This window comes from Thiobacillus sp. (assembly GCF_013693775.1).
Taxonomy (GTDB): Bacteria; Pseudomonadota; Gammaproteobacteria; order Burkholderiales; family Thiobacillaceae; genus Thiobacillus.
Genome location: NZ_CP059257.1, coordinates 554,959 through 581,436 on the forward strand (window position 1 = coordinate 554,959; position 26,478 = coordinate 581,436).

General features: G+C 61.2%; 28 protein-coding genes. 18 read left to right on the top strand and 10 right to left on the bottom strand.

Features of this window, described 5'->3' with window-relative positions:
• Nucleotides 1-2,276: 2,276 nt before the first annotated feature.
• Nucleotides 2,277-3,512, top strand: coding sequence for an ISL3 family transposase (locus HZY77_RS02790; protein ID WP_296820769.1), 1,236 nt, complete (start codon nucleotides 2,277-2,279; stop codon nucleotides 3,510-3,512).
• Nucleotides 3,513-3,806: 294 nt separating this feature from the next.
• Here HZY77_RS02790 and HZY77_RS02795 read toward each other — a convergent pair whose 3' ends face one another.
• The 6 genes from HZY77_RS02795 to HZY77_RS02820 all read right to left on the bottom strand — a co-directional run bounded on the left by HZY77_RS02795 (nucleotide 3,807) and on the right by HZY77_RS02820 (nucleotide 9,381).
• Complete coding sequence (locus HZY77_RS02795) at nucleotides 3,807-4,322, bottom strand: metal-dependent hydrolase (RefSeq protein WP_296818527.1); 516 nt, start codon at nucleotides 4,320-4,322, stop codon at nucleotides 3,807-3,809.
• Nucleotides 4,323-4,325: 3 nt separating this feature from the next.
• Nucleotides 4,326-5,645 carry a cell envelope integrity protein CreD gene (gene creD / locus HZY77_RS02800; protein WP_296818530.1) on the bottom strand — a complete coding sequence of 440 codons (1,320 nt, stop codon included), beginning with the start codon at nucleotides 5,643-5,645 and terminating at the stop codon, nucleotides 4,326-4,328.
• Between the two features lie 70 nt (nucleotides 5,646-5,715).
• Nucleotides 5,716-6,894 (bottom strand): two-component system sensor histidine kinase CreC, encoded by a 1,179-nt coding sequence (gene creC, locus HZY77_RS02805; RefSeq protein WP_296818533.1) that lies wholly within the window; start codon nucleotides 6,892-6,894, stop codon nucleotides 5,716-5,718.
• 262 nt (nucleotides 6,895-7,156) lie between these two features.
• On the bottom strand, nucleotides 7,157-7,849 hold the full coding sequence (creB, locus tag HZY77_RS02810) for a two-component system response regulator CreB (RefSeq protein WP_296818536.1): 693 nt from the start codon (nucleotides 7,847-7,849) through the stop codon (nucleotides 7,157-7,159).
• A gap of 250 nt (nucleotides 7,850-8,099) precedes the next feature.
• Nucleotides 8,100-8,333, bottom strand: coding sequence for a hypothetical protein (locus tag HZY77_RS02815; protein ID WP_296818538.1), 234 nt, complete (start codon nucleotides 8,331-8,333; stop codon nucleotides 8,100-8,102).
• 241 nt (nucleotides 8,334-8,574) lie between these two features.
• On the bottom strand, nucleotides 8,575-9,381 hold the full coding sequence (locus HZY77_RS02820; protein WP_296818540.1) for an inositol monophosphatase family protein: 807 nt from the start codon (nucleotides 9,379-9,381) through the stop codon (nucleotides 8,575-8,577).
• A gap of 58 nt (nucleotides 9,382-9,439) precedes the next feature.
• On the opposite strand from HZY77_RS02820, the gene HZY77_RS02825 reads away from it, so the two are divergent.
• The 11 genes from HZY77_RS02825 (at nucleotide 9,440) to iscX (ending at nucleotide 17,326) form a co-directional block, all read left to right on the top strand.
• Complete coding sequence (locus HZY77_RS02825; RefSeq protein WP_296818543.1) at nucleotides 9,440-10,207, top strand: RNA methyltransferase; 768 nt, start codon at nucleotides 9,440-9,442, stop codon at nucleotides 10,205-10,207.
• 36 nt (nucleotides 10,208-10,243) lie between these two features.
• Entirely contained in the window at nucleotides 10,244-11,002 is a 759-nt protein-coding gene (cysE, locus tag HZY77_RS02830; protein ID WP_296632427.1) for a serine O-acetyltransferase, read from the top strand.
• A gap of 76 nt (nucleotides 11,003-11,078) precedes the next feature.
• Nucleotides 11,079-11,540 carry a Fe-S cluster assembly transcriptional regulator IscR gene (iscR, locus tag HZY77_RS02835; protein ID WP_296632429.1) on the top strand — a complete coding sequence of 154 codons (462 nt, stop codon included), beginning with the start codon at nucleotides 11,079-11,081 and terminating at the stop codon, nucleotides 11,538-11,540.
• Between the two features lie 23 nt (nucleotides 11,541-11,563).
• Complete coding sequence (locus HZY77_RS02840; protein ID WP_296818547.1) at nucleotides 11,564-12,772, top strand: IscS subfamily cysteine desulfurase; 1,209 nt, start codon at nucleotides 11,564-11,566, stop codon at nucleotides 12,770-12,772.
• 24 nt (nucleotides 12,773-12,796) lie between these two features.
• Entirely contained in the window at nucleotides 12,797-13,195 is a 399-nt protein-coding gene (gene iscU, locus HZY77_RS02845; RefSeq protein WP_296818550.1) for a Fe-S cluster assembly scaffold IscU, read from the top strand.
• Nucleotides 13,186-13,509 (top strand): iron-sulfur cluster assembly protein IscA, encoded by a 324-nt coding sequence (gene iscA / locus HZY77_RS02850; RefSeq protein ID WP_296632435.1) that lies wholly within the window; start codon nucleotides 13,186-13,188, stop codon nucleotides 13,507-13,509. The genes iscU and iscA overlap by 10 nt, the downstream gene beginning before the upstream one ends.
• Before the next feature lie 82 nt (nucleotides 13,510-13,591).
• Entirely contained in the window at nucleotides 13,592-14,119 is a 528-nt protein-coding gene (gene hscB, locus HZY77_RS02855) for a Fe-S protein assembly co-chaperone HscB (protein ID WP_296818553.1), read from the top strand.
• 32 nt (nucleotides 14,120-14,151) lie between these two features.
• A complete protein-coding gene (gene hscA / locus HZY77_RS02860; protein WP_296818555.1) occupies nucleotides 14,152-15,984 on the top strand; it encodes a Fe-S protein assembly chaperone HscA in 1,833 nt (610 codons plus the stop codon).
• 13 nt (nucleotides 15,985-15,997) lie between these two features.
• Nucleotides 15,998-16,771: a DUF3050 domain-containing protein gene (locus tag HZY77_RS02865; protein ID WP_296818558.1), complete on the top strand. Its 774-nt coding sequence runs from the start codon at nucleotides 15,998-16,000 to the stop codon at nucleotides 16,769-16,771.
• A gap of 20 nt (nucleotides 16,772-16,791) precedes the next feature.
• On the top strand, nucleotides 16,792-17,130 hold the full coding sequence (gene fdx, locus HZY77_RS02870) for an ISC system 2Fe-2S type ferredoxin (protein ID WP_296656871.1): 339 nt from the start codon (nucleotides 16,792-16,794) through the stop codon (nucleotides 17,128-17,130).
• Nucleotides 17,126-17,326, top strand: a complete 201-nt coding sequence (iscX, locus tag HZY77_RS02875; RefSeq protein ID WP_026240815.1) for a Fe-S cluster assembly protein IscX — start codon at nucleotides 17,126-17,128, stop codon at nucleotides 17,324-17,326. Before fdx ends, iscX begins: the two co-directional genes overlap by 5 nt.
• Nucleotides 17,327-17,413: 87 nt before the next feature.
• Here iscX and HZY77_RS02880 read toward each other — a convergent pair whose 3' ends face one another.
• Nucleotides 17,414-17,995 carry an outer membrane beta-barrel protein gene (locus tag HZY77_RS02880; RefSeq protein WP_296656868.1) on the bottom strand — a complete coding sequence of 194 codons (582 nt, stop codon included), beginning with the start codon at nucleotides 17,993-17,995 and terminating at the stop codon, nucleotides 17,414-17,416.
• Nucleotides 17,996-18,201: 206 nt separating this feature from the next.
• Nucleotides 18,202-18,705, bottom strand: a complete 504-nt coding sequence (locus HZY77_RS02885; RefSeq protein ID WP_296632463.1) for a hypothetical protein — start codon at nucleotides 18,703-18,705, stop codon at nucleotides 18,202-18,204.
• A 368-nt stretch (nucleotides 18,706-19,073) separates the two neighbouring features.
• On the opposite strand from HZY77_RS02885, the gene HZY77_RS02890 reads away from it, so the two are divergent.
• Nucleotides 19,074-20,309, top strand: a complete 1,236-nt coding sequence (locus HZY77_RS02890) for an ISL3 family transposase (protein ID WP_296820769.1) — start codon at nucleotides 19,074-19,076, stop codon at nucleotides 20,307-20,309.
• Here HZY77_RS02890 and HZY77_RS02895 read toward each other — a convergent pair.
• Nucleotides 20,281-20,844 carry a DsrE family protein gene (locus tag HZY77_RS02895; protein ID WP_296818560.1) on the bottom strand — a complete coding sequence of 188 codons (564 nt, stop codon included), beginning with the start codon at nucleotides 20,842-20,844 and terminating at the stop codon, nucleotides 20,281-20,283. The two genes, HZY77_RS02890 and HZY77_RS02895, sit on opposite strands and share 29 nt — an antisense overlap.
• Before the next feature lie 50 nt (nucleotides 20,845-20,894).
• Nucleotides 20,895-21,497, bottom strand: a complete 603-nt coding sequence (locus HZY77_RS02900; protein ID WP_296818562.1) for a TetR/AcrR family transcriptional regulator — start codon at nucleotides 21,495-21,497, stop codon at nucleotides 20,895-20,897.
• Between the two features lie 330 nt (nucleotides 21,498-21,827).
• Between HZY77_RS02900 and HZY77_RS02905 the strand changes: the two genes are divergently transcribed.
• From HZY77_RS02905 to HZY77_RS02925, 5 genes are all read left to right on the top strand, one after another.
• A complete protein-coding gene (locus HZY77_RS02905) occupies nucleotides 21,828-22,592 on the top strand; it encodes an EscU/YscU/HrcU family type III secretion system export apparatus switch protein (protein WP_296818564.1) in 765 nt (254 codons plus the stop codon).
• A 20-nt stretch (nucleotides 22,593-22,612) separates the two neighbouring features.
• The gene (flhA, locus tag HZY77_RS02910; RefSeq protein ID WP_296820798.1) at nucleotides 22,613-24,667 is read left to right on the top strand and encodes a flagellar biosynthesis protein FlhA; all 2,055 of its coding nucleotides are present in this window, start codon (nucleotides 22,613-22,615) and stop codon (nucleotides 24,665-24,667) included.
• Complete coding sequence (flhF, locus tag HZY77_RS02915; protein ID WP_296818566.1) at nucleotides 24,664-25,548, top strand: flagellar biosynthesis protein FlhF; 885 nt, start codon at nucleotides 24,664-24,666, stop codon at nucleotides 25,546-25,548. Before flhA ends, flhF begins: the two co-directional genes overlap by 4 nt.
• Nucleotides 25,508-25,795 (top strand): hypothetical protein, encoded by a 288-nt coding sequence (locus HZY77_RS02920; RefSeq protein ID WP_296818569.1) that lies wholly within the window; start codon nucleotides 25,508-25,510, stop codon nucleotides 25,793-25,795. Before flhF ends, HZY77_RS02920 begins: the two co-directional genes overlap by 41 nt.
• A gap of 9 nt (nucleotides 25,796-25,804) precedes the next feature.
• The gene (locus HZY77_RS02925; RefSeq protein ID WP_296818571.1) at nucleotides 25,805-26,455 is read left to right on the top strand and encodes a hypothetical protein; all 651 of its coding nucleotides are present in this window, start codon (nucleotides 25,805-25,807) and stop codon (nucleotides 26,453-26,455) included.
• Nucleotides 26,456-26,478 lie beyond the last annotated feature (23 nt).

The following is a 26,478-nucleotide window of genomic DNA, read 5'->3' on the forward strand; positions in this document are numbered from 1 at the left end:
GGGGGCTGCAGGAGATCCATCCGGGGCGCCAATCCTCGGTTTCGCCAGCGGCTTTGCAAGCGCGTCCGCCATCTCAGGAAATAGCAGCGCCAGCAGGCTGTCATACTTGCGGCTCCGTTGATAAGCTCGCTCTCCAGCATCAAGGCTGTGCAGCACTCCTTCTCGCCACTTAGCGATCTTTGCGGCCTGATGAGGCGCGAGCGTTGGCTGGTATCGCCGGATCGCGATCAGGTACAGCGTGTGCCNACTGAAAATGAGACGCCCCTCCTGAAGAATGGCGTTGATAACTTGCCAGGCCGTGGTCAGCTGGTAGCCGACGGCACGGTTTAGCTTGATTGAGAGGATCCGCTCCAAGAGGTTGCCCCGCCAGCCATAGAGGTCGCGGTCCTGAGCTTCGAGATAGCCGTGCACGGCAAGGCCGTCGGCGCACTCAGCAATTCGGCCGAAGGCCAGATCCACGTCGGGCCGTAGGCTGGCATCACCCTCCATTTGCTCGCGGAGCGCGGCGTACTCTAGAACAGCGTCAAGATATTCCCTGGCCCATTGCTCAGCAGGTATCCGCTGCATCTCCCGGCGTCGCCGATCGCTCTCCAAAAGTTCCTGGATCTGCTGGTTCGCCTCGTTAACTGCGGCCGCAAGCTCCTCCTCGAGCCTGGCCGTTTCCTCGGCGAGTCTGGGGTGATGTAGCCATCGCTTGCCGGCGGCCTCCTCGACGACCAACCTTGCGAACTCTGTTTCCGTCACGATGCCGCCCATCCGAGAGATGTCAATTTCGATCGCGGGTACGTTCTGCGCCCGGATGCGCTCCATGCGCTCATCTGAAATGGTGTTGGTGACCGTGATCTCGACCAGGATCTGGCTCGCCGGCCAATCTGGAGCGGCGATGGTGGTGGCGACGACGTCCGGCCGGATTCTACCTAGCGGTTGCTCCAGGGCTACCGCCTCGAGGTTGACGACCCGCCCGAGCACCAAGAACTGCCTGGACAGGACGTCGCCGTCGTCTGTAGCCGCGTCCAATTCGGCTGTCAGGTCAGGCAGTCTGATGCGCTTCTCGCGCTCTAGGATTTCTTTGGCCTTGAGGTGCAGAAGTGTTTCACGTCTCGCTGCCGGGCTAAGCCCTTCCGGCAGATCCGCGCCTTCCTCTATCCAGTCGAGAGCCGCGCGCGCGGATTCCTGCGCTGCTGCTTCCGCATCCTGCTCGAGCTTCGCGTCGTTCCAATGCGAACACCAGATTCCGTTCTCCACCAGGAGACGGAGGCGCTTCCGGATCTCGCTGGGAGGCATGGCCGCGATAGTTGGATCGTCAACGACCAAGCGAATCGTTGGAATTAGGGTTTCAGATGCGCCGGCCGGGACTGCACTGACACTTCCTGTCAACTCCACTCGCAGCCGTCTGCCATCATCGAGTGTCAGGATGCCGCTGACCTTGTCCTGAAAGGCGAGGTCCCGGACGCGGACACGCTCGGCCGGCGCCTCGACCCAGGCCTCGTAGTACTGCCCACTGAGGCCAGCGATGCGACGGGACTGGCGGCGACGTGGCAGTTCGAGAAGATCCGTGCCCTTTAGCACCTCCAACGCCGCCGCGCGCGCTGCAAGGACGAGGCAGGNAGTCCTTTCGGCACCTTCCGGGTGCCTGAAGTGGGGACGGCGGATAAACGATTGCTTGCCCGCATTGACCGCCACCAGAAGCAAACCGCAGCTGAGGCACTCGCAGTTGCAGTGCTTGCCACGCTGCTGAGCGCTCAACTCGCCGATATACCGAGGCTCGTCCGTGGCACGGTCGCGAGCCCACGCCATGACGAGATCGCCGACTGGCGCGGTGGGCATCTCCTCGGGCTCGGAGACGATCCATTGCGAGGGCAGGGGGTGGTTGCGGTCTACAGGGCTCGTCACGGTCCAGGCTGTCTCAAGGTCGAACTGAGTTTAGCAAAGCTTTAATTCGCATGGGTGACGTCGCTGGAATGCAGCTTTGGGCCAGTTTGCGTAGTAACACCCCTTAAAGTCTGTAGCAAGGCGAAGACCGAGGTCCCCTCGGCAAGATCTGCGAGAAATCCAACATTCCTGTGTCCCGCAAGGGTACCGGGCTGCGCGCGCTGCCCAGAAGCCGCCAACCCGGCTCGCGCTGCCGGCACGCGGACTTGTGCCAAAATGAAACAGTAACTATTGGCCAGGCGGAACTGGTATTGGTTCCCCGCAGGATTCGTCTTTATAGGGCCTCTCTTGAAATCCGAGTGGGTAAGCTGACGTCATATTGACCAACCTGGATGAGTGAATTCATGACTGCCAAGCTGTTTGAAACTGCCCTTGGAATTGCCCCGCCGTGGACGGTGGCGTCGGTCGACTTCGACGAGTCGGCCAGGACCTTGACCGTGCTGATTGACTTCAAGGCTGGCAGCCGCTTCAAGGTCTCGGGCCATGAAGGCGTGCATCCGGTGCACGACACCGTGACCAAGACCTACCGGCACCTGAACTTCTTCCAGCATGAGTGCCATCTGCAGGTGCGCACGCCGCGAGTGAAGCTGCCCAATGGTTCGGTGCGACTGGTCGAGCCTGACTTTGCCGGGCGGCTGAATGGCTTCACGCTGCTGTTCGAAGCCTTCATCCTGATGCTGGCGCGCCAGATGCCGTTTGCCGCCGTGGCGCGCATCGTGGGCGAATCGTCCCACCGGGTGCTGGCGGTGTGCCAGAAGTACGTGGAGATGGCCTGCGGCCTGGCGGATCACTCCGGTGTCACGGCGCTGGCCATTGACGAGACCTCGCGCGCCCGAGGCCACAGTTATGTCACCCTGGCCGCAGACGCCGAGGCCAGGCGCGTGCTGTTCGTCACGGAAGGGCGCGACGCCCAGACCATTGCGCAACTGGCCGAGTATCTGGGCGACCATGGCTGCCCGGCCGGGAACATCGCCTCGGCGAGCATCGACATGTCGCCAGCCTTCATCGCCGGAGTCAGCCAGCATCTGCCCAATGCCCGCATCACCTTCGACAAGTTCCACGTCATCGGCCACGCCAGCACGGCGGTGGACAAGATGCGCCGCATCGAGCAGCGCACCGACAAGTCCCTCAAGGGCATGCGCTGGACGCTGCTCAAGGATGCCTCCCGGCTCAAGCCCGAGGCTGCTGCCGATCTTGACGCACTGATTGCCAGGATGACTGTCAAGCGCACGGCGCGCGCCTGGGTCTACAAGGAGCAACTGCGCGAAATCCTTGATCGCAAACAAATCAACGTCGTGCGCGCCATGCTGGAACACTGGTGCACTTGCGTCATGCGCTCCAAGGTCGAGCCGATGAAGGAGGTTGCCCGGATGATCCGATCCCATCTGGAAGGAATCGTGGCCTGGGCTCAGACACGGCAGACCAATGGATTTCTGGAGGCGATCAACGGCTTGTTCCAGGCCGCCAAGCGGCGTGCCCGTGGCTTCACCCGCATCGACACAATCAAAACCGTCATCTTCCTGATCGCCGGCCGTCTCGATTTCCACGCCATTAACCCTCATGCAGAACAACCCACTTGAAATTCAACAGAGCCTTTATAGGCAACTAAAGAAAACTACAGGCCGAATAGAGAGAGTCCCCGCTGCCTGCGTTCGACCAGAAGCAGAGGTTAATTCGATAACGGCGATTGTCTTTTCATCGGCCTTTGCTGCCTTTCGACTGGCAGGTCATGTCTGTCAGCAATGTATCGTTTAGCCGCCTCTAGCGCGGCGATGGAGGGTAAGTGCGCTGTATGTACGGGCACCATGCGTTTCTGGGTACCCCTATGTCCAAATGGTGGCCGCGTATGTTCATCAACGCGTTCTTGTATAGCGCTACGAAGCCGGCCTCCAGTTCCAGTGGCGCAGAATCGGGCGCTGGCTTTCCCACCAGAATGCGAGAGCGACGATGGCGAGTTCCACGGCGAAACTCCAATGCAATAGGTAATTGAGCCACCATCGAGCATGGATAGCTGGAATATTGACCAAGGAGAACGGTGTGTCGAGCCAAGGCCACAGCCACCAGATATCGCCAGCCACGCTGTCCAGCAGCAAGTGGCTCCACGCCCCCAGCATGAAGACGCCGCACAGGCGCCACCACGCGTTGTCCAGTCGCCGCCGGGCCAGCAGAAGTAGGAGGCCGGCACTGGCCCAGACCAGAGGTAGATGGGGCCAGTACAGATGGTGGTGGATGCGGCCGCCATCCATCAAGGCACCATATAGTAGGTCGATGTCCGGGAAGACGCCGCCGGCCATACCCGTCAAGACCAGACGTGGCGTCGCTCCGTGACCGACGCGAAGGGCAACCAAACGGGCGGCGAGATAACCAGCGGGCAAGTGAGCAATGAACATGGCTTATTGGCCACGATCTGTAGGGGAAATCGGCATGGCCAGACCGGCCCTGCCCCAGTCCAGCCGGCGGGTTAGGTACATGGTCAGGGCAAGCACGCCGAAGATCAGCCAAGCCCCCATCAGCAGGGCGTAATCCTCGGAAGCCAGCAACTGGTATAGGCCGAAATACAGCAAGCCATAGCCTATGCCCAGGACCGCGGAACCTTTCCAGTTCCCGATCAGGGTCCGGCCGTAGCCGGCAATCATCAGCGTGCAGGCGGCAGCGGCTATCAGGTAGGCCACGGCAAAACCAGTGTGTTCCGACAGTGCCAACAACAGCAGAAAGAACAACACCACGGCGAAACCAATGAGCAGGTATTGCAGGGGATGCACCGGCTTGCTTTTGAGTAGTTCGAACAAGAAGAATCCGCCCAACGTCAGCAACACGAACAGGAAGCCGTAGCGCACGGCCCGGTCGGTCTGCGTGTAAGCGTCCACAGGATCGACGAGGGAAACACCAAGGCTGGTGGAAAGCCAGCCATTGGTGCTGCCGGTCAGTGTGCGGTCGCCGCCGGTGGCGAAATCGTTCACGCGCCAGCGGGCGGTGAAGCCGGATTGGCTGATCTCGCGGGTCTCAGGCAGGAACTGACCGGCGAAACTGGGATGCGGCCAGGTGGAGTGCAAATTGAAATCATTGTTTTCCGCCAGCGGCGCCAAGTCCATGCGGCCACTGCCGGCGATTTCCAGTTCCGCGTCCAGCGTCAGGCCGTGTTCCAATTGCGCCGGATCGAGTGGCACGTGGAAGCCCTGCTCGAACGGGCCGCCTGGAACGCCAGGTTTGGCGTTCAGCGCCTCGCCGCTCGCCGTAGTCAGTTTGATGCGTTTCAGTCCACGCGGATCGCTGACACCAAAAATCAGGTGCGCTTCTTCTATGGTCTGACCGGGCTTGGGCCGATAGCCCGGCATCCGTGCATGCAGCTTGACGCCGGCCAGATAGACCCGCGCTTTGTAAATGCCGCGGTAACGCTCGCTCACATCTAGGTTGCCTTGGCCGCTGAGCTGGCTGGGACGGATGGCGCGGGAACAATTATCGATGACTGTCCTTTGGCGGATTTTCCCCTTCTCGTCGGTTTCGACGAGCGTGCGCGGCTCACTGCATTTCACCCACAACAGCGGCCCCGCCAGCTGCTGCTCACGAGCGTACTGATCGGCGATGGCTTGCACCGCGCCGTCGCGGGTGGCCTGGCGTTCCTGGACCTTCCACTTGACCTGGTTGACGGCGAAGGCCAGGACGAGCGCGAGCAAGGCTAGGGCGAGAAGTTTGAAGCTGAGTGGTTTGTTCATGGCGACTCCCGGTTGAGGTGGGAAGAGCATCCGGTGCCGCCGTGAGGGATTTATGTGAGTCGTGCGTGAATCACGTGAGTTTTGTCGCCGGCAGACACAGGCGCGCTTCCGCGCCGCCCTCCGCGAGATTTCGGAGTTCGATGGTTCCCCGATGCAGCCGCGCCACCTCCTGCACCAGGTTGAGGCCCAGGCCGCTGCTGCGCTCACCGGTGTCGGGACGCGGCACAGAGTAGAAGCGTTCGAACAGGCGTGGCAAAGCGTAGTCGGGGATGCCTGGCCCCAGGTCGCGAATGCAGAGGCAGACTGTTGCTGCAGTGCTTTCCAGACTGAGGGTCAGGCGGCTGCCGGCCGGGCTGAAGTCGATGGCGTTGTCCAGCAGGTTCGCCACGGCTTGGCGCAGCAGAAAGCGGCTACCAACAATGTGTATGGGATGCAGATCAGCTTCGGCGGTCAGCCGCTTGGCGGCCAGAGGCTCAGTGCGGGTGTCCAACACATCTCGCACCAGATCGGCCAGCGCGATGTCTTCCTCTTCGTCCAGGCGGTCACGATTCTCCGCCCGAGCCAGGTTGAGCACGCCTTCGACGATGCGTTGCAGACGCCCGGTTTCACTGGCAATGTTGGTTTCCAAGCGGTGACGCCGCGCGGGGTCGGTTTCATCATGCAACAATTCCACCGCACCACCGATGGCAGCGATGGGGCTTTTCAGTTCATGCGCCAGCAACTGCGAGACCTTTTCCACATGCGCCTTGCCGTCGAGTTCGGCGCGCAGGTGTTCCAGCGCCTCGGCCAGCCGGCGCAGTTCGCTGCGGCCCTCGATGGGAATGCGGTCGCGGGTGCCTGCGGCCACCTCGTTGGCGTAATGCACGAGGCGGCGCATATCCCGGGTCATCCAGAACGAGAAGGCGAGGGCCAGCAGGAGCGCGAGCGCAAACAGGCCCCAGGCGGATTGCCAGGCCTTGGTTTGGGCCAGGTCGATAAAGCTTTGGAAGGAGCGGGAGGGCTTACCTACCGACAGCACGCCGACGATCTGCCCGGACTTGAGAATCGGCGCGGCCACGTACATGACGCTGCTTGAACCGTCGTACTCGTTTTCCCGGCTGGTGCGGGCGCCGTATTGGCCCTTGAGGGTGCGGCTCACGTCCTGCCACTGGGAATAATCCTGACCCACGTCGCGGCCGCGGCTGTCGAACACGACCCGGCCGGCTTGGTCGGTGACGTAGACCCGCAGGTCCGGCTCGTTCTTTAACACGCCGTAGATGCGGGCGTCGAAGCGGCGCTCCTCGTATGCGCGGAAAACGGCTTCGATCCCCGCGACNNGCCGGCTTGGCCGCCCTGCTGACCGGCCATTTCCCCAGCAGCCATCTCGGCCATCAGGTTGGCGGTCTGCACCAGGGTTTCCTCCACCGACTGGCGTACGCCGGGCACGAGCTGGTCGCTGAACAATTTCATCGCCAGCAGCACCGCCACCGCGGCGACCACGACGTAGCCGACGAAAAAGCGGACGAAAAAGTTCAAGCGGACTCTCGCACCAGGCTGTAGCCCAGGCCGCGATGGGTGCGGATAAGGTCGGTGTCAGGCGAATGAGCCGCCAGCTTGGCGCGCAGGCNTCTGATGTGGGTGTCCACCGAGCGCTCCAGACTGGCCTCTGCCAGCCCCGCCGCGTCCATCAGTTCGGCGCGGCTGAACACCTTTCNGGGTCGCGCCGCCATGGCCTTCAGCATCAGGTACTCGGCGCGGCTCAGATCGAGAGGCTGGCCTCGGCAGACGATGCGGGCGCGCTCATTGTCTACCTGGATGAAGACCGGTGCGGCCGCCGCATTCGCACTTACGGCGGCACCATTGCGGCTGCGCCGCAGGACGGTCTTCACCCGCGCCGCCAGTTCCCGCGGGCTGAAAGGCTTGAGCACATAGTCGTCGGCGCCGATCTCCAGGCCCACCACGCGGTCGATTTCGTCGGAACGGGCAGTGAGGAAAATCACAGGAATATCTGAAAAACCGCGCAGCGTGCGGCACACGTCAAATCCGTTGCCATCCGGCAATCCCACATCCAGGATCGCCAGATCGAAGCCGCCCGCTGCCAGCAGGGTAAGGCCCTCGGCCGCAAGCGTGACGTGGCGGCAGTCCATGTTCTCACGCGCCAGGGCGAGGATCACGTTGTCGGCGATGGGCCGATCGTCTTCTACCAGCAGGATGGATGTGGTCATGGGATGTGCATGAAGGTGAGGCATGCACAGTTTAGCCGAGGGCGGCCGCACCGAGCAGCAGTCATCGGTGACAGCGCTTCCGACCGGCCGCTCCGGGTCGGAGTACGCATTCGCCAAAGTAGAAAGTGGCCATTCCGCGGCATTTCTGTCCAATGCAATGGCCGGTGTGCAGCGCATAGCAGACCTGGCTTGATCAGAACGCCACCGGCAGCTTAGGCCGAGCAACGGACGTGCCTGCAGCCCGATGGATTTACGGGGCGGGATAGTATTTCTTGTACGCTTCGCGCCAATCGGCAACGAGCATTCCACGGGCCTGTTTCAGCGTAATGGCTCCGGCGCACATCTCTTTGTGAAGGCGATTCTCCAGCTTGTCCTTCAGGACGGCATTCCATGGGCTGGTGCCGTAGGCTTGCGGCCAGAGGTTGATGACCTCGTCCGCACCGCCAAGCTGACGCTTAGCCTCTTGAAACTTACGTTCGTACACGACTGGCTATGCCCCGGTATGCGGTCCAATTTCGTGGGGCAAATTTGGGGCAATTTGGGCGCCAAACTATGCCCATCTATGCCAATTCGAGCTCTGTGAGGCGATGGTTGTTGTCGCCATAACTTATTGATATTAAATATGAATGCAGATCCATGGCAGCGCGCCAACTCAGTGTCCTAACACAATCGGCGTGTGGGCAGAAGGCTCCTTGGCGATGGACATGGACGGACTGGTGCGTGGATCAGGCCTTGAGTTCGGGCGGCAGGTGCGGGGCGATGACCTGCAGCATCTGGCCGAAGACTTTCGGACTGGCGGCGACGATGTTGCCAGACTCCAGAAAACCTTCGTCGCCCATGAAATTTCCGACCAGTGCGCCGGCTTCCTGTGCGATCAGGCTGCCGGCGGCCAGGTCCCAGGGTTTCAGGTGCATTTCCCAGAAGCCGTCGTAGCGGCCGCATGCCACGTAGGCGAGATCGAGTGCGGCGGAGCCGGGACGGCGCAGTCCGGATGTGGCACGCATCATGTCGCGAAACATGTTGATGTAGGCTTCGGCGAAACTGAAGTCGCGGAAGGGGAAACCGGTACCGATCAGGCATTCGGAGAGTTTGCTGCGCTTGCTGGCGCGGATGCGGCGGTCGTTGAGCATGGCGCCGCGGCCGCGTGTGGCGGTGAAGAGTTCGTTGCGCGCAGGATCGAATACCACGGCCTGAGTGATCTGGCCCTTGTGTTTGAGCGCGATGGAGACCGAATACTGCGGCAGGCCATGCAGGAAATTGGTGGTGCCGTCGAGCGGATCGATGATCCACTGATAATCCTCGCCGTTCTTGGCGTCGGCCGAGCCAGACTCCTCTGCTAAAATCCCGTGGTTTGGATAGGCGTCGAGCAGCGTTTCGATGATGGCGCGTTCGGCCATCTGGTCGACCTCGCTGACGTAATCGCGGTCCTGTTTGCTCCGCACGGTGAGTTGGTCGAGGTCGAGCGAGGCGCGATTGATGATCGCCCNCGCTTTGCGAGCGGCTTTCACCGCCGTATTGAGCATGGGATGCATGGTGTCTGGCTACAGATTCAAAGAACGAACCGCTATTTTACTTGATGACATCAACTTGATGACGCCAGCCGATCCGAAACTTCTCGCCAACATCCGCATCGTGCTGACGCGCACCAGCCATCCCGGCAATATCGGCGCGGCGGCACGGGCGATGAAGACGATGGGGCTGGGCCAACTGGTGCTGGTCGACCCCGCCATTTTCCCCAATAGCCAGGCGGACGCCATGGCCTCGGGCGCGACCGACCTGCTGGCGCAGGCGCGGGTGTGCGCTTCGCTGGCCGAGGCGCTGGCCGACACCACGCTGGCGCTCGGGGTGTCGGCGCGCCGGCGCGACATCGTGGCCGAGGTGCTGACACCGCCCGAGGCTTCGATACGTTTGCTGACCGAGGCGCAGGCCGGCCCGGTGGCGCTGGTATTCGGCAACGAAACCAGCGGCCTGTCGAACGAGGAACTGAGTCTGTGCCAGGGCCTGGTGACGATCGCCGCCAACCCGGAGTACAGCTCGCTCAACCTGGCAGCGGCAGTGCAGGTGCTGAGCTACGAAGTCCGTCAGACCTGGCTGGATCATGCGAGCTGGCCGCAGCCGGAGATGGATACGGCGACCGGCGAAGAGATCGAGAAGTTCTACGCCCACCTCGAAACCGCGCTGGCCGAGCTGGAGTTTCTCAATCCCGGTTCGCCCGGCAAGCTGATGTTGAAACTGCGGCGGTTGTTTGCACGGACCCGGCTGGCGAAGGAGGAGGTGAACATCCTGCGCGGCATCCTGACGGCGGCGCAGGAAGCCAAGCAGGGGACAAACGGCGCGCGGAACCACGGTGCTGAATAGTTGACTAAATTACTCGGATAAAGCATTCTCAAGCGCATGAACCTGTTCAGCCAATTCAAGGAAGACATCGCCGTCGTGTTCGACCGGGACCCGGCGGCGCGCACGACCTTCGAAGTCGTCACCACCTACCCGGGTTTCCATGCCATGGTGATCCATCGCCTTGCGAACAAGCTGTGGCGCATGGAGTGGAAATGGCTGGCGCGCTTTACCTCGCACATCGGCCGCTGGCTCACCGGGATCGAGATCCACCCCGGCGCCACCATCGGCCGTCGCGTCTTCATCGACCACGGCATGGGCGTGGTGGTGGGGGAGACGGCGGAAATCGGCGACGACTGCACCCTCTATCACGGTGTGACGCTTGGCGGCACCTCATGGAACAAGGGCAAGCGCCATCCCACCCTGATGCCCGGCGTGGTGGTGGGAGCGGGGGCCAAGATTCTCGGCCCGATCACCATCGGCGCCGGTGCGCGGGTCGGTTCCAACGCCGTGGTGGTGAAAGATGTGCCGGACAATGCGACGGCGGTGGGCATCCCCGCGCGCATTCTGGACAGCGCGGCGGAGAAGCAGCGCAACCAGCAGGCGGAAAAACTCGGGTTTTCCGCCTACGCCATCTCGGCCGACATGAACGACCCGGTGGTGAAGGCGATTCATGGTCTGATCGACCATTCGGCCCATATCGATCACCGGCTCGAGCTCATTCTGACGCAGCTGCAGAAGCTTGGCGCCGAAATGCCGCTGGGGCAGGACAAGCCCGACGATTTCGACCCGAATTATTTGAACAAAATAGTTGACTAAATTGCTAAGGTAAGGAATAGTTGACTGAAATGCTCGGGAATTTTATAGTTCGGGCGAAATTTCAGGAGAACGAGTCATGAGATTGACCACCAAGGGCCGTTTCGCCGTCACCGCCATGCTGGATCTGGCCTTGCGCGGCGGCAAGAATCCGGTGACGCTGGCCGGCATCAGCGAACGCCAGGACATATCCTTGTCGTATCTGGAACAGCTTTTCAGCCGTCTGCGCCGGCACGAACTGGTCGAAAGCGTACGTGGCCCAGGCGGCGGCTATTATCTTGCCCGCGCACTCGACGACGTCAGCGTGGCCGACATTATTCGCGCGGTGGATGAACCCATCGACGCGACCCAATGCGGTGGCAAGGAAAACTGCCACGACGAGCACCGCTGTCTGACGCACGACTTGTGGACCGGGCTCAACGCCCATATCTACGATTACCTGGACAACGTGACACTGGCCACCCTGGTGGCCAAGCAGGACGAATGCAAGGACAAGGTCTTGCAGGACCGCCGCACATCGAAGATGACGCTGGCAGCTTGAACGATTCAATCAGGGCNAAAACGATGAAGACACTGTATTTCGATTACTCCGCCACCACCCCGGTCGATCCTCGTGTGGCTGANAAAATGATCCCCTATCTGACCGAGCATTTCGGCAATCCTGCATCGCGCTCCCATCCGTTTGGCTGGGAAGCCGAGAAGGCGGTGGAAGACGCGCGTGGCCACATCGCCGCGCTGGTGGGTGCCGACCCCAAGGAAATCGTTTTCACCTCGGGCGCTACCGAATCGAACAACCTCGCGATCAAGGGTGCCGGCCACTTTTACTCGGCCACCAAGGGCAAGCACATCATTACCGTGCGTACCGAGCACAAGGCCGTGCTCGATACCGTGCGTGAAATGGAACGCCAGGGCTTCGAGGCGACCTACCTGAACGTGAAGGAAAACGGCCTGCTCGATCTGGACGAATTCCGCGCTGCAATCCGCCCGGATACCGTGCTGGCTTCGGTGATGGCGGTCAACAACGAAATCGGCGTGATCCAGGATATCGAAGCGCTCGGCAAGATCTGCCGCGAGAAAGGTGTGGTCTTTCACGTCGACGCGGCGCAGGCCACCGGCAAGATGCCGATCGACCTCAGCAAGTTGCCGGTCGACCTGATGTCGTTCTCGGCTCACAAGACCTACGGCCCCAAGGGCATCGGCGCGCTGTACGTCCGTCGCAAGCCGCGCATCCGCCTGGAAGCGCAGATGCATGGCGGCGGCCACGAGCGTGGCATGCGTTCTGGCACGCTGGCGACACACCAGATCGTTGGCATGGGCGAAGCCTTCCGTATCGCCCGGGAAGAAATGGCCACCGAGAACGAGCGCATCCGCATGCTGCGCGATCGTCTCTACGCCGGACTCAAGGACATCGAGGAAGTGCACCTGAACGGCGACATGGATCAGCGCGTACCGCACAACCTCAACGTCAGCTTCAACTTCGTTGAAGGCGAATCGCTGATCATGGCGATCAAGGATCTGGCGGTGTCGTCCGGTTCGGCCTGTACCTCGGCCAGCCTGGAGCCGTCTTATGTGCTGCGTGCGCTGGGCCGTAGCGACGAACTGGCGCACAGTTCGATCCGCTTCTCCATCGGCCGCTTCACCACCGAGGAAGAAGTCGATTACGCCATCAAGCTTCTGCATGAAAAAATCGGCAAGCTGCGCGAACTTTCCCCGCTGTGGGAGATGTTCAAGGAAGGCGTCGATCTGAATTCCGTGCAGTGGGCTGCACATTGATTTGAAGTANNAAGGAGAACTACCATGTCCTACAGCGATAAAGTACTCGACCACTATGAAAATCCCCGCAATGTCGGCTCCTTCGGCAAGGAAGACGACGGTGTCGGTACCGGCATGGTCGGCGCGCCCGCCTGCGGCGATGTGATGAAGCTGCAGATCAAGGTCGGCGCCGATGGCCGTATCGAAGACGCCAAGTTCAAGACCTACGGTTGCGGTTCGGCGATCGCCTCGTCCTCACTGGTGACCGAGTGGGTCAAGGGCAAGACGCTCGACCAGGCGATGGAAATCAAGAACACGGCCATCGCCGAGGAACTCGCGTTGCCGCCAGTCAAGATCCACTGCTCGATCCTGGCCGAAGATGCGATCAAGGCCGCCGTGGCCGACTACAAGCAGAAAAAGGTCTGGAGTAAGCCATGGCGGTGACCTTGTCCGAGCGCGCAGCGCAACACGTCACCAGCTATCTTGCCAAGCGCGGCAAGGGCGTCGGCATCCGTCTCGGCGTGCGCACCACCGGCTGTTCCGGTATGGCCTACAAGCTGGAGTTCGCCGATGAGGTGCCCGAGGGCGACGAGGTGTTCACCAGCCATGGTGTGACCGTGTTCGTCGACCCCAAGAGTCTGGCCTACATCGACGGTACCGAGCTTGACTATGCCCGTGAAGGCCTCAACGAAGGCTTCAAGTTCAACAACCCGAACGTGAAGAACGAGTGCGGCTGCGGCGAATCGTTTAACGTTTGACGTGTAGGTGAGGGGAAAGGGTGAAGGGTGAGATGGAACGTCAACCCTGCGCCTCCCCTTCACGCCTAACGCTTCGCCTGTCATGGATTTCACCCAGACCCATTTCGAACTGTTCGGCCTGCCAGCGACGTATAGGCTGGATCGCGCGAAACTTGATGCGGCTTACCGCGAGCTGCAGAACACGGTTCACCCGGACCGGTTCGCCTCACAGCCGGAAGCAGAACAACGGGTGGCGATGCAGTGGGCGACGCAAGTGAACGAGGCGTATCAGACCCTTCGGCACCCAGTGAATCGCGGCGTGTACCTGCTGAAATTACAGGGGATTGATGCGCTCGACGCCAACAACACCAAAATGGCGCCGGCTTTCCTGATGCAGCAGATGGAATGGCGCGAAGCGATCGATGATGTGCGTGCCGGGAAAAGCATGGACGTGCTGGATGCCCTGTCAGACGACCTGCATGCAGCGCATCGCCGCATCGAAGCGCAACTGGTCGAATTGATCGACACTGCACACGATTACGCCGGCGCTTCCGAAGCCGTGCGCCAGTTGCGCTTCATGGACAAGCTCATCGCCGAAGTCGGCGACGTGTACGAAGAACTCGAAAGTTAAGACATGGCCCTTTACAGATTTCCGAACCCGGCATGTCCACCGCCCCGCATCAGCACCGGCTGGCGGTCGGTATCGATCTGGGCACGACCAATTCGCTGGTGGCTACGGTACGTTCGGGGCTGTCTGTCGTGCTGGACGATGAAGCCGGGCATTCGCTGTTGCCTTCGGTTGTGCGCTACCACGCCGATTGCAGCGTGGATGTGGGATATACCGCTTTGTCCGCGCAGAACCTCGANCCCCACAATACGATCGTGTCGGTCAAGCGCTTCATGGGGCGCGGCCTCGTCGACATCGAGGACATCTCCAGCCTGCCGTATCGCTTTGTCGATGCGCCCGGCATGGTGCAGTTGAAAACGGTCGCTGGTGTGAAAAGTCCGGTCGAAGTGTCGGCCGAAATTCTCAAGGTATTGCGCCAGCGCGCCGAAGCCGCCATGGGCGGCGAGCTNCTGGGCGCGGTGATCACCGTGCCGGCGTATTTCGACGATGCCCAGCGCCAGGCTACCAAGGATGCCGCGCAGCTGGCGGGAATCAATGTACTGCGTTTGCTGAATGAGCCGACGGCAGCTGCGATCGCCTATGGCCTCGACAATGCATCGGAGGGGGTCTATGCGGTATACGACCTCGGCGGCGGCACGTTCGATATCTCGATTCTGAGGCTCTCCAAAGGTGTGTTCGAGGTGCTGTCCACCAACGGCGACTCGGCACTCGGCGGCGACGATTTCGATCAGCGCGTGTTCTGCTGGATGCTCGAACAGGGCCGTTTTTCACCGTTGTCTGCGGGTGATGCCCGGTTGCTGTTGACCAAGGCGCGCGACGCCAAGGAGGCACTGACGGAACACACCGAGGTACGCGTCACCGCAGTGCTGTCGACTGGCGAGATGATGGATGCGACGTTGACCCAGGCCGAATTCAATGCCATGACGGCCAGCCTCGTCAGCAAGACGCTGGCGCCCACCCGCAAGGCGCTGCGCGACGCAGGGCTGACGGCAAGCGAGGTCAAGGGCGTCGTGATGGTCGGCGGGTCGACGCGGACGCCGTGCGTGCGTCAGGCCGTGGCCGATTTCTTCAAGCAGACGCCGCTCACCAATCTCGACCCCGACAAGGTCGTCGCGTTGGGCGCCGCCATGCAGGCAGACGTGCTGGCAGGCAACCGTGTCGGCGACGACTGGCTGCTGCTCGATGTCATCCCGCTGTCGCTGGGGCTCGAAACCATGGGCGGCCTGACCGAGAAGGTCATTCCGCGCAACACCACGATTCCGACTGCCCGCGCACAGGATTTCACCACCTTCAAGGATGGCCAGACAGCGATGAGCGTGCATGTCCTGCAAGGCGAACGCGAACTGGCGTCCGACTGCCGCTCGCTGGCGCGCTTCGAACTGCGCGGCATTCCACCGATGGTGGCGGGTGCGGCGCGCATTCGCGTCACCTTTCAGGTCGACGCGGATGGCCTCCTGTCGGTGGCGGCGCGCGAGCAAAGTAGCGGAGTGGAAGCCAGCGTGCAGGTCAAGCCGTCGTATGGCCTCGGTGACGAGGACATCACTCGCATGTTGAAGGACGCATTCACCCACGCCAAGGATGATATGTACGCGCGTGCGCTGAACGAGCAGATCGTCGATGCGCAGGGCCTGATCGCCGCCACCCGCGCCGCCATGGCAGAAGACGGCGCACTGTTGAACGAGACCGAGACTGCCGCAATAGAAACCAGCATCACCGCCCTTGAAAAACTGATGGCGGGTCCCGACCATCAGGCTATCAAGCGTGGCATCGAAGCGCTGAATGCGGTGACCACAGAATTCGCCCAGCGCCGCATGGACCAGAACGTGCGCCGGGCGATGGCCGGGCAAAAACTGGAAACCTTCGGCTGATCGCCAGACGACTATGTTGAATGCAGATTTCATCGATTCCCTGCGGGTGAGGCTCGAAGCGCATCCGATCTATGCGGCCGTACAGACGCTCGACGACCTGCGTGCGTTCATGCAGCACCACGTCTATTCGGTATGGGACTTCATGTCGCTGATCAAGTACCTGCAATATCAGGTCGCGCCTGCGCGCTGGCCATGGACGCCGAGCGGCGACGCATCGGTGCAGCGCTTCATCAACGAGCTGGTTCTGGAAGAGGAAACCGATATTGCGCTTCCGGGGCAGGATGGGTTTACCAGCCACTTCATGCTGTATCTCGCCGCCATGCGCGAAATCGGTGCCGACGCCGAGACCCCTGGCCGGTTCGTGCAACTGGCCGGTGGGCAGGGTATCGATGCCGCGCTCGCTTCCGGCCTTGCGCCTGCACCATCCGCCGCATTCACCCGTAGCACCTTCGACTTCATCGACAGCGGCAAACCGCATGCCGTCGCTGCCGCGCTGGCGCTGGGGCGCGAACATGTCATCCCTTCGATGTTCCGTGCATTCCTGTCGCGGATGGCCGTAACCGAAACGCAGGCGCCGAGTTTCCATTATTACCTCAACCGCCACGTTCACCTGGATGAGGATTTCCATGCGCCGCTGTCGCTGCGCCTGCTTGCCGCCCTGTGCGACGGTAAGGCCGACAAATGGCGCGAGGCCGAAACCGCCGCCGAAGCTGCTGTCGCCGCACGCCTGCAATTTTGGGACGGCGTACTCGCCGCCCTGCCTAGCCAACACTCCCAAGCTGCCTGACCGAGCCCCAGAACCTCACCATGCCCCAACTCATCGTATTGCCCCACGTCGAACTCTGCCCCGAAGGTGCCGTGATCGAAGCCAAACCCGGCGACACCATCTGCGACACGCTGCTTGCAAACGGTGTCGAGATCGAACATGCGTGCGAAAAATCCTGCGCCTGTACCACCTGCCACGTCATCGTGCGCGAAGGCTTCAATTCGCTGGAGGCTTCCACCGAAGAAGAGGATGATCTGCTCGATAAAGCCTGGGGACTCGAACCGCAGTCCCGGCTATCCTGCCAGGCGCGCGTGAGCGGCAGCGACCTGGTGATCGAAATTCCCAAATACACCATCAATATGGTCAAGGAAGGACATTGATATGAAGTGGACGGACTCCCTCGACATTGCCATCGAACTCGCCGAGGCCCACCCCGAAATCGACCCGCGCACCATCCGCTTTACCGACCTGCATAACTGGGTGATGGAGCTGCCGGATTTCGACGACGATCCCAATCATTCCGGTGAAAAGATCCTCGAAGCGATCCAGATGGCATGGATTGACGAAGTGAGTTGAGGAAGTCCAAAGATGGCCAGTTGGAATGCGCAATGAAAAGGGGGCATGATGCCCCTTTTCATTGCGCTGGATTGTTTCGGAAAGGCATCAGAACTTGAAGACCAGCCCGGCGGAAATCAGGTCAACGTCGGCTTCACCTGTGCCACCATTAAAGGCCGGACTCCCCGCTTCAAAGTAGCGCTCCCATTCCATGCGGAGCCCCACCGATTGGGTGAAGTTGTACTGTGCACCCAGCCCGAGGGACCAAACGACGTCAGTGTCTTCCGCATTGCCGCTGGCGCCGGCAACAGCGCCACTGACGTCGGTCTTCAGAAAATTCATGCCGCCACGGGCGAGCAGGGTGAAGCTCGGGTTCAACGCATACGTTCCGAGCAGTTGCATGGTCACGCCGTGGGTTTCTCGTGTGCCAGTCGGCGCGCTGTAGTCGACTGTTCCCAAATCGACATAGCCAACTTCCATGGAAATGTATTCATTCACTTCCAGACCACCGTATGCTTTCCAGCCGATGTCTGATTTATCGCATGTACCCGTGATGCAGGAATCCGTAGTGGATTGTCCTGCGCTTGCACCGACATAGGGAGCCAGGGTGAAATCGAAAAAGCCGGCGGACGCAGGATTGGAAAGGGCCATGGCCGAGGCGATGGCAGCGGCGAAACGCATTGTGCGCATTTTGTAACTCCTCCAGAAATAAATTTATTGTGATATTGACGAGCCCATATCCGATGAAGCCCGAAACGATGGGGCTGGACAAGGCCGCTGGAAGGTTAATTGATTTTATTGATTTTAGGTAGTCGGTAGCGTAGTGAAGCGGGATGAATCATTTGAAAATTCGGTCCCTGTGCGCATTCGGGAATTGACTTAAACGTAAGGGATAACTACTGGAGTTTTTGGTCTTCCCGTTTGGCTTCGGCCATGGCTTCGGGCTCCAGTTCTTCGGCAGAACGATTCAGCCGGATGAAGACTCCCCAGCCAGCCAGAATGACGCCGACGGAAAACAGGATGCTTGCTGCATAAGGCAACTGTGCAGGATCCTCATGCAGGGCCTTGAATGTTGCGACCAGTCCTTCGATAGCGAGTGCGACCACGACGACGACAAAGAATCGGGATAGGAAACGCCTGACGCGGGTCGGGGCGCTGATATGGGCGGCGCGAATGACTTCTTCTTCGGCAATAGTCTGAGCGATTTGCAGGGCGACCACGGCGGCGGCAAGCAGGCCGACTGCTTCAATGATTTCCTGGGCTGCCGCCTGATCCAGTCCCGAGGTGAACGCGGCCCACCCCATGTGCGCTGCGACTACGACGAGCATGAGGGCTGCGCAGGCAAAAAGGACGGCCATGAGTCCGTGGATGATTGCAAATGCCCGCATGATGGCCTTCATCGAAATATCATGGCACATAAACCGGTAGGACGCGAAGCCTGATTGCGGCATTCCCGTTCAGGAAGCGCGGACGGGGTGCGTGGATGTCTACGTGCCAGATCGTTTGGAGGAAGCCTGATGGCGGATTGCGGGTGTGGCTAGCCGGATGCCGTGCTTTTCTAGCGCATCGGGAACAGGCGTGATCATGCGGAACATGATCCGGAGAGGACCTGCCGGTAGCAGTGATCACTGCCGGCAGGTTGCATCGGTTCGCGGCGCAGGGGCAGAACGGCCTCACCTCTGCGCAGTGAGCGCGTTATTTTTAAGCCTCTCTTGAAATCCGAGTGGGTAAGCTGACGTCATATTGACCAACCTGGATGAGTGAATTCATGACTGCCAAGCTGTTTGAAACTGCCCTTGGAATTGCCCCGCCGTGGACGGTGGCGTCGGTCGACTTCGACGAGTCGGCCAGGACCTTGACCGTGCTGATTGACTTCAAGGCTGGCAGCCGCTTCAAGGTCTCGGGCCATGAAGGCGTGCATCCGGTGCACGACACCGTGACCAAGACCTACCGGCACCTGAACTTCTTCCAGCATGAGTGCCATCTGCAGGTGCGCACGCCGCGAGTGAAGCTGCCCAATGGTTCGGTGCGACTGGTCGAGCCTGACTTTGCCGGGCGGCTGAATGGCTTCACGCTGCTGTTCGAAGCCTTCATCCTGATGCTGGCGCGCCAGATGCCGTTTGCCGCCGTGGCGCGCATCGTGGGCGAATCGTCCCACCGGGTGCTGGCGGTGTGCCAGAAGTACGTGGAGATGGCCTGCGGCCTGGCGGATCACTCCGGTGTCACGGCGCTGGCCATTGACGAGACCTCGCGCGCCCGAGGCCACAGTTATGTCACCCTGGCCGCAGACGCCGAGGCCAGGCGCGTGCTGTTCGTCACGGAAGGGCGCGACGCCCAGACCATTGCGCAACTGGCCGAGTATCTGGGCGACCATGGCTGCCCGGCCGGGAACATCGCCTCGGCGAGCATCGACATGTCGCCAGCCTTCATCGCCGGAGTCAGCCAGCATCTGCCCAATGCCCGCATCACCTTCGACAAGTTCCACGTCATCGGCCACGCCAGCACGGCGGTGGACAAGATGCGCCGCATCGAGCAGCGCACCGACAAGTCCCTCAAGGGCATGCGCTGGACGCTGCTCAAGGATGCCTCCCGGCTCAAGCCCGAGGCTGCTGCCGATCTTGACGCACTGATTGCCAGGATGACTGTCAAGCGCACGGCGCGCGCCTGGGTCTACAAGGAGCAACTGCGCGAAATCCTTGATCGCAAACAAATCAACGTCGTGCGCGCCATGCTGGAACACTGGTGCACTTGCGTCATGCGCTCCAAGGTCGAGCCGATGAAGGAGGTTGCCCGGATGATCCGATCCCATCTGGAAGGAATCGTGGCCTGGGCTCAGACACGGCAGACCAATGGATTTCTGGAGGCGATCAACGGCTTGTTCCAGGCCGCCAAGCGGCGTGCCCGTGGCTTCACCCGCATCGACACAATCAAAACCGTCATCTTCCTGATCGCCGGCCGTCTCGATTTCCACGCCATTAACCCTCATGCAGAACAACCCACTTGAAATTCAACAGAGCCTTTTTAAGCTGTGGCTGATCCAGATAACGTACATCCTTTACCGAAAGCGGAAGGGNGTTGATGTATTTGTATCCCTTGCCTTGGTAATAGGCGATTTCCGNGAAGCCTGCCGGAACCACCGTGACGAATCCGTGCATGTCCTCTGCGCTGAAGCCTGCAGCCTTCATCGCGTTGTTACACATCTTGAATTCGACACCATCCTTTGCCAGTTCCGCCATCTTGTCCATGATCCCCTGGTATTTCGGGTAATTTTCCTTGGCGAAGGCGCGTAACTCAGGTCCGTGGGTAACCACCACGACCTTGCCCTGGGTGATCTTCTGAGTATTCTTGATGAAGTTGTAAAGAATATTCAATTTCTGCGGGTCTTCATAGTTCACGTCAAATACCACGTCCGTGACCGGCATCGTGTGCATGTCGACTTTGGCGGTGCCGTACGGTGCGAATTCCTCCGCGTGCGCCATATAGGCAGCGGGTAAAGCGAGGAACAAGGCTAAGGCCGCAATCTTGGGGGTGAATTTCATACTCGTGTCTCCTTGAATTGTTAGTTGAACAAGCCGGGGCAAGGGGTGAATTACCTGGCCCCGTTTGGCCGTTTTGTACGGCTTTCCATTTCGCGCAGCCACCGCTTCAGATACGCGGCTTCACGCAAAATCTGCTCCGATTCGCCGAGCGAGTTGGCGATCAGACTGATTCCCTGCAAGGCTGCAATCAGGTGCAGCGCCAGTGTCTTGGCATCGCGACTGCATCCCATCAGACGGAATTGGGCTTCGCACCAGGCGAGCAGGAGCTGGAAGGGCCGCGCCGCCTCCGCGCTCATGGGACCGCGTCCTTTGGCAAGTTCGTAGCACAGGCTGCCCACCGGGCAGCCGAACTCCGTATCGCTTTCCCGCTCGTCGACCCAGACGCCCACCAGCGCCTCAAGGCGTAACCGGGNGTTTGACTGCTCGGCCTGTTTCTCCAGAAAGCCATTCAATTCGGCCACCCGGCGTTCCACGACGGCACGCGCGATGTCTTCGCGTGCCTGAAAGTAGTAGTAAATGCTGCCGAGCGGGATGCCGGCCTCGGCCGAGATGTCCGCAAGCGTGGTTTTGACGAAACCGTTGCGATAGACCAGTTCAGCGGCCGTCTTGATCAGATGCTGACGCTTGTCATGTGTGCGTGTCTGCTGGTTCATGGCTCAAATAGTAAGTTATCTAACTTACAAAATATAACCTACTTTCCTACCATGAGACTCGCGTGGTGGATGGCCTGCCGGGTGCGATGGCCATCCTGTCGCGAGCCTGATTGGCCTGAGGAATAGGCGGCGCAAGTGATTCCGAAAACGGGAGAAGGGCGATGATGCAATCCGAGTTGAGAAGGATGCGTCTTGCCCGTTTGCGCGCCATCGCCTGGCAGGGACAGGAAGCGATAGGGAGAGAGAGCGTGTCCCTTACGAAAAGCCGCTGGCCCGCGGCCTAAAACCCTCTTCGCTTCGTGCTAGACTGCCCCAAAAGTTGAGGCAAGCATGGCCGAGGAGACAGACCTTTCCCGTACCGAACCAGCAAGTCCGCGGCGCCTGCAACTGGCACGCAGCGCGGGCGATGTGCCGCGTTCAGCCGAACTCACGGCGTGGGCCGTATTGTTCTCGGCGCTGGGCATGCTGGGCTGGTTGGCGCCGCGCCTCCTCAATGCCTTGCAGGTATTGATTGAAGTGGCATTCATTCATGCCGCACAGCCACTTTCTCCAATATTCATCCAGGCTGCCTGGGCGGCGCTCTGGGCCGTACTGCCGGTACTGGGCGTCATCTTTGCCGCTGCCTTGGTGGCCCCCATCCTGCTCTCGGGCTGGGTGTTCGCCCCGCAGGCCGTCCAAGCCGATCTCACACGCGCCAATCCTTTCAAACCGTTCGCTCGCCTATTTTCCGTTGAATCCCTGTTCGACGGATCGTTGGTGTTGTTGAAGCTGGCGCTCGCCGCTGCAGCGGTGGGCTGGGTGCTGACGAGCGGTTGGTCGGGATTGCACAGCCTGACCCGTAACGAAATGAGCGTCGCGCTCGATGCGACGGCCGCCTGGGTGGGCCACGGGGTACTGATGTTGGCGGCGACGTTGACACTGGCGGCGGCGGCAGATGCCGGCTGGCGCTGGTGGCGCTATCTGCGTCGCCATGCGATGACCTGGCAGGAAGTATTGGCCGAGGCCCGTGAATCCGAGGTGAACCCCGAAGTACGGGCACGCGTGCGCGGCCGTCAGCAGCAGGCCGGCCAGCGCGTTGACGAGGTGATCGGGTGAGCGCACAGGGTGTGATGGTGATGGGCCTGCCGGCCAACCGGCTGGCGGTGCCGGCGCTGGTGCTGCTGATTCTGGCGATGATGGTGCTACCGTTGCCCACTTTCATGCTGGACGTGCTGTTCACGCTCAACATCGCGCTGGCAATGATCGTGCTGCTGGTGAGCCTGAACGCACGACGNCCCCTGGATTTCTCGGTCTTTCCCACGGTGCTGCTGCTGACCACGCTGCTGCGTCTGTCGCTCAACGTGGCGTCCACCCGCATCATCCTGATGCAGGGCCACACCGGGCCAGAGGCGGCGGGCAAGGTGATCGAGTCGTTCGGTAATTTCCTGGTCGGCGGAAACATCGCGGTCGGTTTCGTGGTGTTCATCATCCTGGTCATCATCAACTTTGTCGTCATTACGAAAGGTGCTGGGCGCATCGCGGAGGTGGCGGCACGTTTCACACTGGACTCGATGCCGGGCAAGCAATTGGCGGTCGATGCCGATCTGAATGCAGGCTTTATCAACGAGGTCGAGGCGCGCGCGCGCCGCAGCGACATCGGTCGCGAATCCGATTTCTATGGAGCGATGGATGGCGCCTCCAAATTCGTGCGCGGCGATGCGATCGCCGGCATGATCATCCTTGTAGTCAACCTGATCGGCGGCATCGCGGTGGGCCTGCTGCAGCACAACCTNGGGGTTTCCGAAGCGCTTGGACGCTATGCGCTGCTGACCGTGGGCGATGGGCTGGTGACACAGATCCCCGCCCTGGTGATTTCCACCGCGGCGGGTATCGTCGTGAGCCGCGCGTCGAGCGAACAGGATCTGTCGCGTGAGTTTTCCACCCAGATTTTCGGCCGCCCGCAGACCTTGTATGTGGCTGCAGCGGTGCTGGGCGCGCTGGGCGTGATTCCGGGCACACCGCATCTGGCGTTCCTGACCATCGCCACGGTACTGGGCGGGTTGGGGTTCTGGCTGATGCGCCGTCAACGTACGGCCGCGTTTGACGTCGAACCGCTGGAACTGGTCGAAGCGGATACTGCGCCGATCGACGTTACCTGGGACGATATCCCACCGGTCGATGTACTGGCGCTCGAAGTCGGCTACCGGCTGATCCCGCTGGTCGATCGCAATCAGGGTGGCGCGGCGCTGAGCAGGATCACCGAGGCGCGGCGCCGTTTCGCCACCGACATGGGGTTGGTCGTGCCGCTCATCCGTGTGCGTGACAACCTCGATCTCAAGCCGAATACCTATCGCATCACGCTCAAGGGCGTCGATGTGGCGCACGGCGAGATGTCCCCGGGCCAGGTGCTGGCGGTCGACATGGGTGACGTGCTCGGACGTATCGACGGCGCACCCGGATGGGATCCGTTGACCGGGCTGGCCGGGGTATGGTTGGACGCCAGCCGGGTCGAGGAGGCCGAATTGCGCGGTTTTGTCGTGCTGGAACCTGCCGAACTGATCGCGCGCCAGGTCGAGGCCGTATTCCGCCAGCATGCCCCGGAACTGCTGGGGCGCACCGANGTGCAGCAGCTGCTTGATACGCTGGCGCGCAGTCATCCGGGGCTGGTCGAGGACGTGACGCCGCGTCATCTGCCGCTGACCAGCGTGCAGGCCGTGCTGCAGCAATTGATTGCGGAAAACGTCTCGATCCGCGATACCCGCACCCTGTTCGAAACGCTGGCGGCACGTGCGCCGAAAAACCAGGCCATCGACGAACTGGTGGAAACCGTGCGCGCCGCGTTGGGGCGCAGCATCGTCGACCGTCTGTTCGAAGGCAGCGACACGCTGCACGTGATCGGTCTGGCTGCAGCGACTGAGACCCGCCTGCTGAACGAGATGGGTGACGAAGGCGAAGCGCTGTTGTCACCTTCCACGCTGGATGCATTGAACGAGGCGGCGGAGCGCGCCTTGGCCGAACAGGAACGCGAAGGCTATCCGCCCGTGCTGCTGACCTCGCCCGGTCTGCGCGCGATCCTGTCGCGTTTGCTGCGGCGTAACCTGCCGCGACTTGCGGTGATTGCCTATGCGGAGGTGCCTGCCGATAAAATGGTCCATGTGAGCACTGAACTGGCGATTGGAGCGCATGAATGAGCGTACGGGTATTTGTCGCAGCGAATGCGCGCGAAGGTCTGGCGCGCGTGCGAAAGGAACTGGGCGATGACGCCGTGGTGCTGTCCACCCGGACGCACCCGCAAGGTATCGAACTGCTGGCCAGCGCTTACGGCGACCTGACGGTTCCGGCGGTCAGCGAGGCCGCCGATACGGCCGGCAGTTCGCGCATACTGGCTGAGCTTTCGCGACTGCGCGGCCTGCTGCAAAACCAGTTGGCCGGATTTGCCTGGGGCGCGGCACGACGGCGCGATCCGGCACGCGTGGCCGTGATGCAGACCCTGTTTGCAGCCGGATTCGGCAGTTCGCTTGCTCGTACCCTGGCGGCGCGCCTGCCGCGCGGACTCGATACCGAAGCCGCCCAACGCTGGCTGCGCCAGGTCTTGATACGCAATTTGCCGGTGCAGGGGCGTGAAGCCGATCTGATGACGACGGGCGGGCGCTATGCGCTGGTCGGCTCGACCGGGGCGGGCAAGACCACGACGCTCGCCAAGCTTGCCGCACGCGGCGTCGATGCCCATGGAGTCGATCAGGTGGTATTGGTGGCGGCGGATGCCTACCGCATCGGCGCAACGGCGCAATTGCAAGTGTATGCCGATCTGCTGGGCGTATCGCTGCATGTATGCAAAGACCAAGCCGGACTGGCGCAGCTTCTGCCACAGCTTGCCACCAGGAAACTGCTGTTGATCGACACCGCAGGTTTTGCGCCCTCCGATCCGCGCACCCGCGAATGGCAGGCACTTGGCGCATTGGGGGTAAGCCGTCTGGCAGTAGTCGCCGCAAACCAGCAAGGGGCGGCGATCGAGCAGGCAATGCTGCGTTTTGGCGAGGGCGGTCGCCTGCATTCTGACCAAGCTCGATGAAACACCGCAGCCGGGTGCGGCGCTGGACAGCGTGATCCGTCATCGCCTGTCGCTGGCCTATATCGCGGGCGGGCAACGCGTGCCGGAAGATCTCCACGCACCCAATGCCACTTATCTCGTCGACCGCGCACTCAAAGGCGGCCAGCTTGCCACGCCGTATGCGCTCGAGGCCGAGGACTGGCCCCTGTTTGCCGGCGTCGAGGCCGAACGTACGGAACGGCGCAGTCAAAGGGCACAAGCACCCTAAAGGACACCCGTGCCGGCTGACCAGGCTGCCGGGCTACGACGCCGTGTATGCCCTGCTGGACAGGGTACGCGTCAGCCGCTGCGATATATCCACTGCATTTCGGACTCGCCCAACCCGGGCGTTCGCCTGGCGCATGCGTTGTATCAACTTGGCCGGGTACCGCTGCTGATCGACACGCAAGGCCGCCTGTTTGCCTCCTCCTCTCCCCGCAGTCTGTTCGACTGGAGGCATCAACTCGAGCGCAGGCAGTTGCATACATTGCCGCAAGCCTATTGTGAAGCCTGGTATGCGCCAGGCATGCGGGCGGATGAGCCTGTCCTGTCAGGCATGGTGGGCGGCTATGACGATGTGATATTCGATTCGGAATGGGATTGTGCCGATCTTGCTTTGCTGCCGGATGTGGCGCATACGGTCGTCATGGAGATACGCCCTACCGACGAATCGAAACGGAAAGCCTATGCTGTATTCAAAACGCTGGCACGTTCGGGCGTGGCATTCCAGGCTGGCCTACTGGGCGATCGACTGGCCTGCGATCATGTCCAGTCCGCAGGCCGCCACTTTCTCGGGCAAGCGGTTGTACATGCCATTTTCAATGTGGCAAACGAGAATGATGCATTTGCCGCGCTAGCCGTTAGAATGACGGACGAGGAGCGAGCCTGACGGCTTGGCAGCTATAAAAGACA

What these genes read in the sequence shown, in the direction of transcription:
- HZY77_RS02880 (WP_296656868.1), bottom strand. Translation starts at nt 17,995, where the DNA reads ATGCGCACAATGCGTTTCGCCGCTGCCATCGCCTCGGCCATGGCCCTT.
- fdx (WP_296656871.1), top strand. Translation starts at nt 16,792, where the DNA reads ATGCCCCAACTCATCGTATTGCCCCACGTCGAACTCTGCCCCGAAGGT.
- cysE (WP_296632427.1), top strand. Translation starts at nt 10,244, where the DNA reads ATGAACCTGTTCAGCCAATTCAAGGAAGACATCGCCGTCGTGTTCGAC.
- HZY77_RS02865 (WP_296818558.1), top strand. Translation starts at nt 15,998, where the DNA reads ATGTTGAATGCAGATTTCATCGATTCCCTGCGGGTGAGGCTCGAAGCG.
- creD (WP_296818530.1), bottom strand. Translation starts at nt 5,645, where the DNA reads ATGAACAAACCACTCAGCTTCAAACTTCTCGCCCTAGCCTTGCTCGCG.
- HZY77_RS02905 (WP_296818564.1), top strand. Translation starts at nt 21,828, where the DNA reads ATGGCCGAGGAGACAGACCTTTCCCGTACCGAACCAGCAAGTCCGCGG.
- hscB (WP_296818553.1), top strand. Translation starts at nt 13,592, where the DNA reads ATGGATTTCACCCAGACCCATTTCGAACTGTTCGGCCTGCCAGCGACG.
- HZY77_RS02825 (WP_296818543.1), top strand. Translation starts at nt 9,440, where the DNA reads ATGACGCCAGCCGATCCGAAACTTCTCGCCAACATCCGCATCGTGCTG.
- iscA (WP_296632435.1), top strand. Translation starts at nt 13,186, where the DNA reads ATGGCGGTGACCTTGTCCGAGCGCGCAGCGCAACACGTCACCAGCTAT.
- HZY77_RS02790 (WP_296820769.1), top strand. Translation starts at nt 2,277, where the DNA reads ATGACTGCCAAGCTGTTTGAAACTGCCCTTGGAATTGCCCCGCCGTGG.
- iscR (WP_296632429.1), top strand. Translation starts at nt 11,079, where the DNA reads ATGAGATTGACCACCAAGGGCCGTTTCGCCGTCACCGCCATGCTGGAT.
- HZY77_RS02885 (WP_296632463.1), bottom strand. Translation starts at nt 18,705, where the DNA reads ATGAAGGCCATCATGCGGGCATTTGCAATCATCCACGGACTCATGGCC.
- HZY77_RS02890 (WP_296820769.1), top strand. Translation starts at nt 19,074, where the DNA reads ATGACTGCCAAGCTGTTTGAAACTGCCCTTGGAATTGCCCCGCCGTGG.
- HZY77_RS02795 (WP_296818527.1), bottom strand. Translation starts at nt 4,322, where the DNA reads ATGTTCATTGCTCACTTGCCCGCTGGTTATCTCGCCGCCCGTTTGGTT.
- iscU (WP_296818550.1), top strand. Translation starts at nt 12,797, where the DNA reads ATGTCCTACAGCGATAAAGTACTCGACCACTATGAAAATCCCCGCAAT.
- flhF (WP_296818566.1), top strand. Translation starts at nt 24,664, where the DNA reads ATGAGCGTACGGGTATTTGTCGCAGCGAATGCGCGCGAAGGTCTGGCG.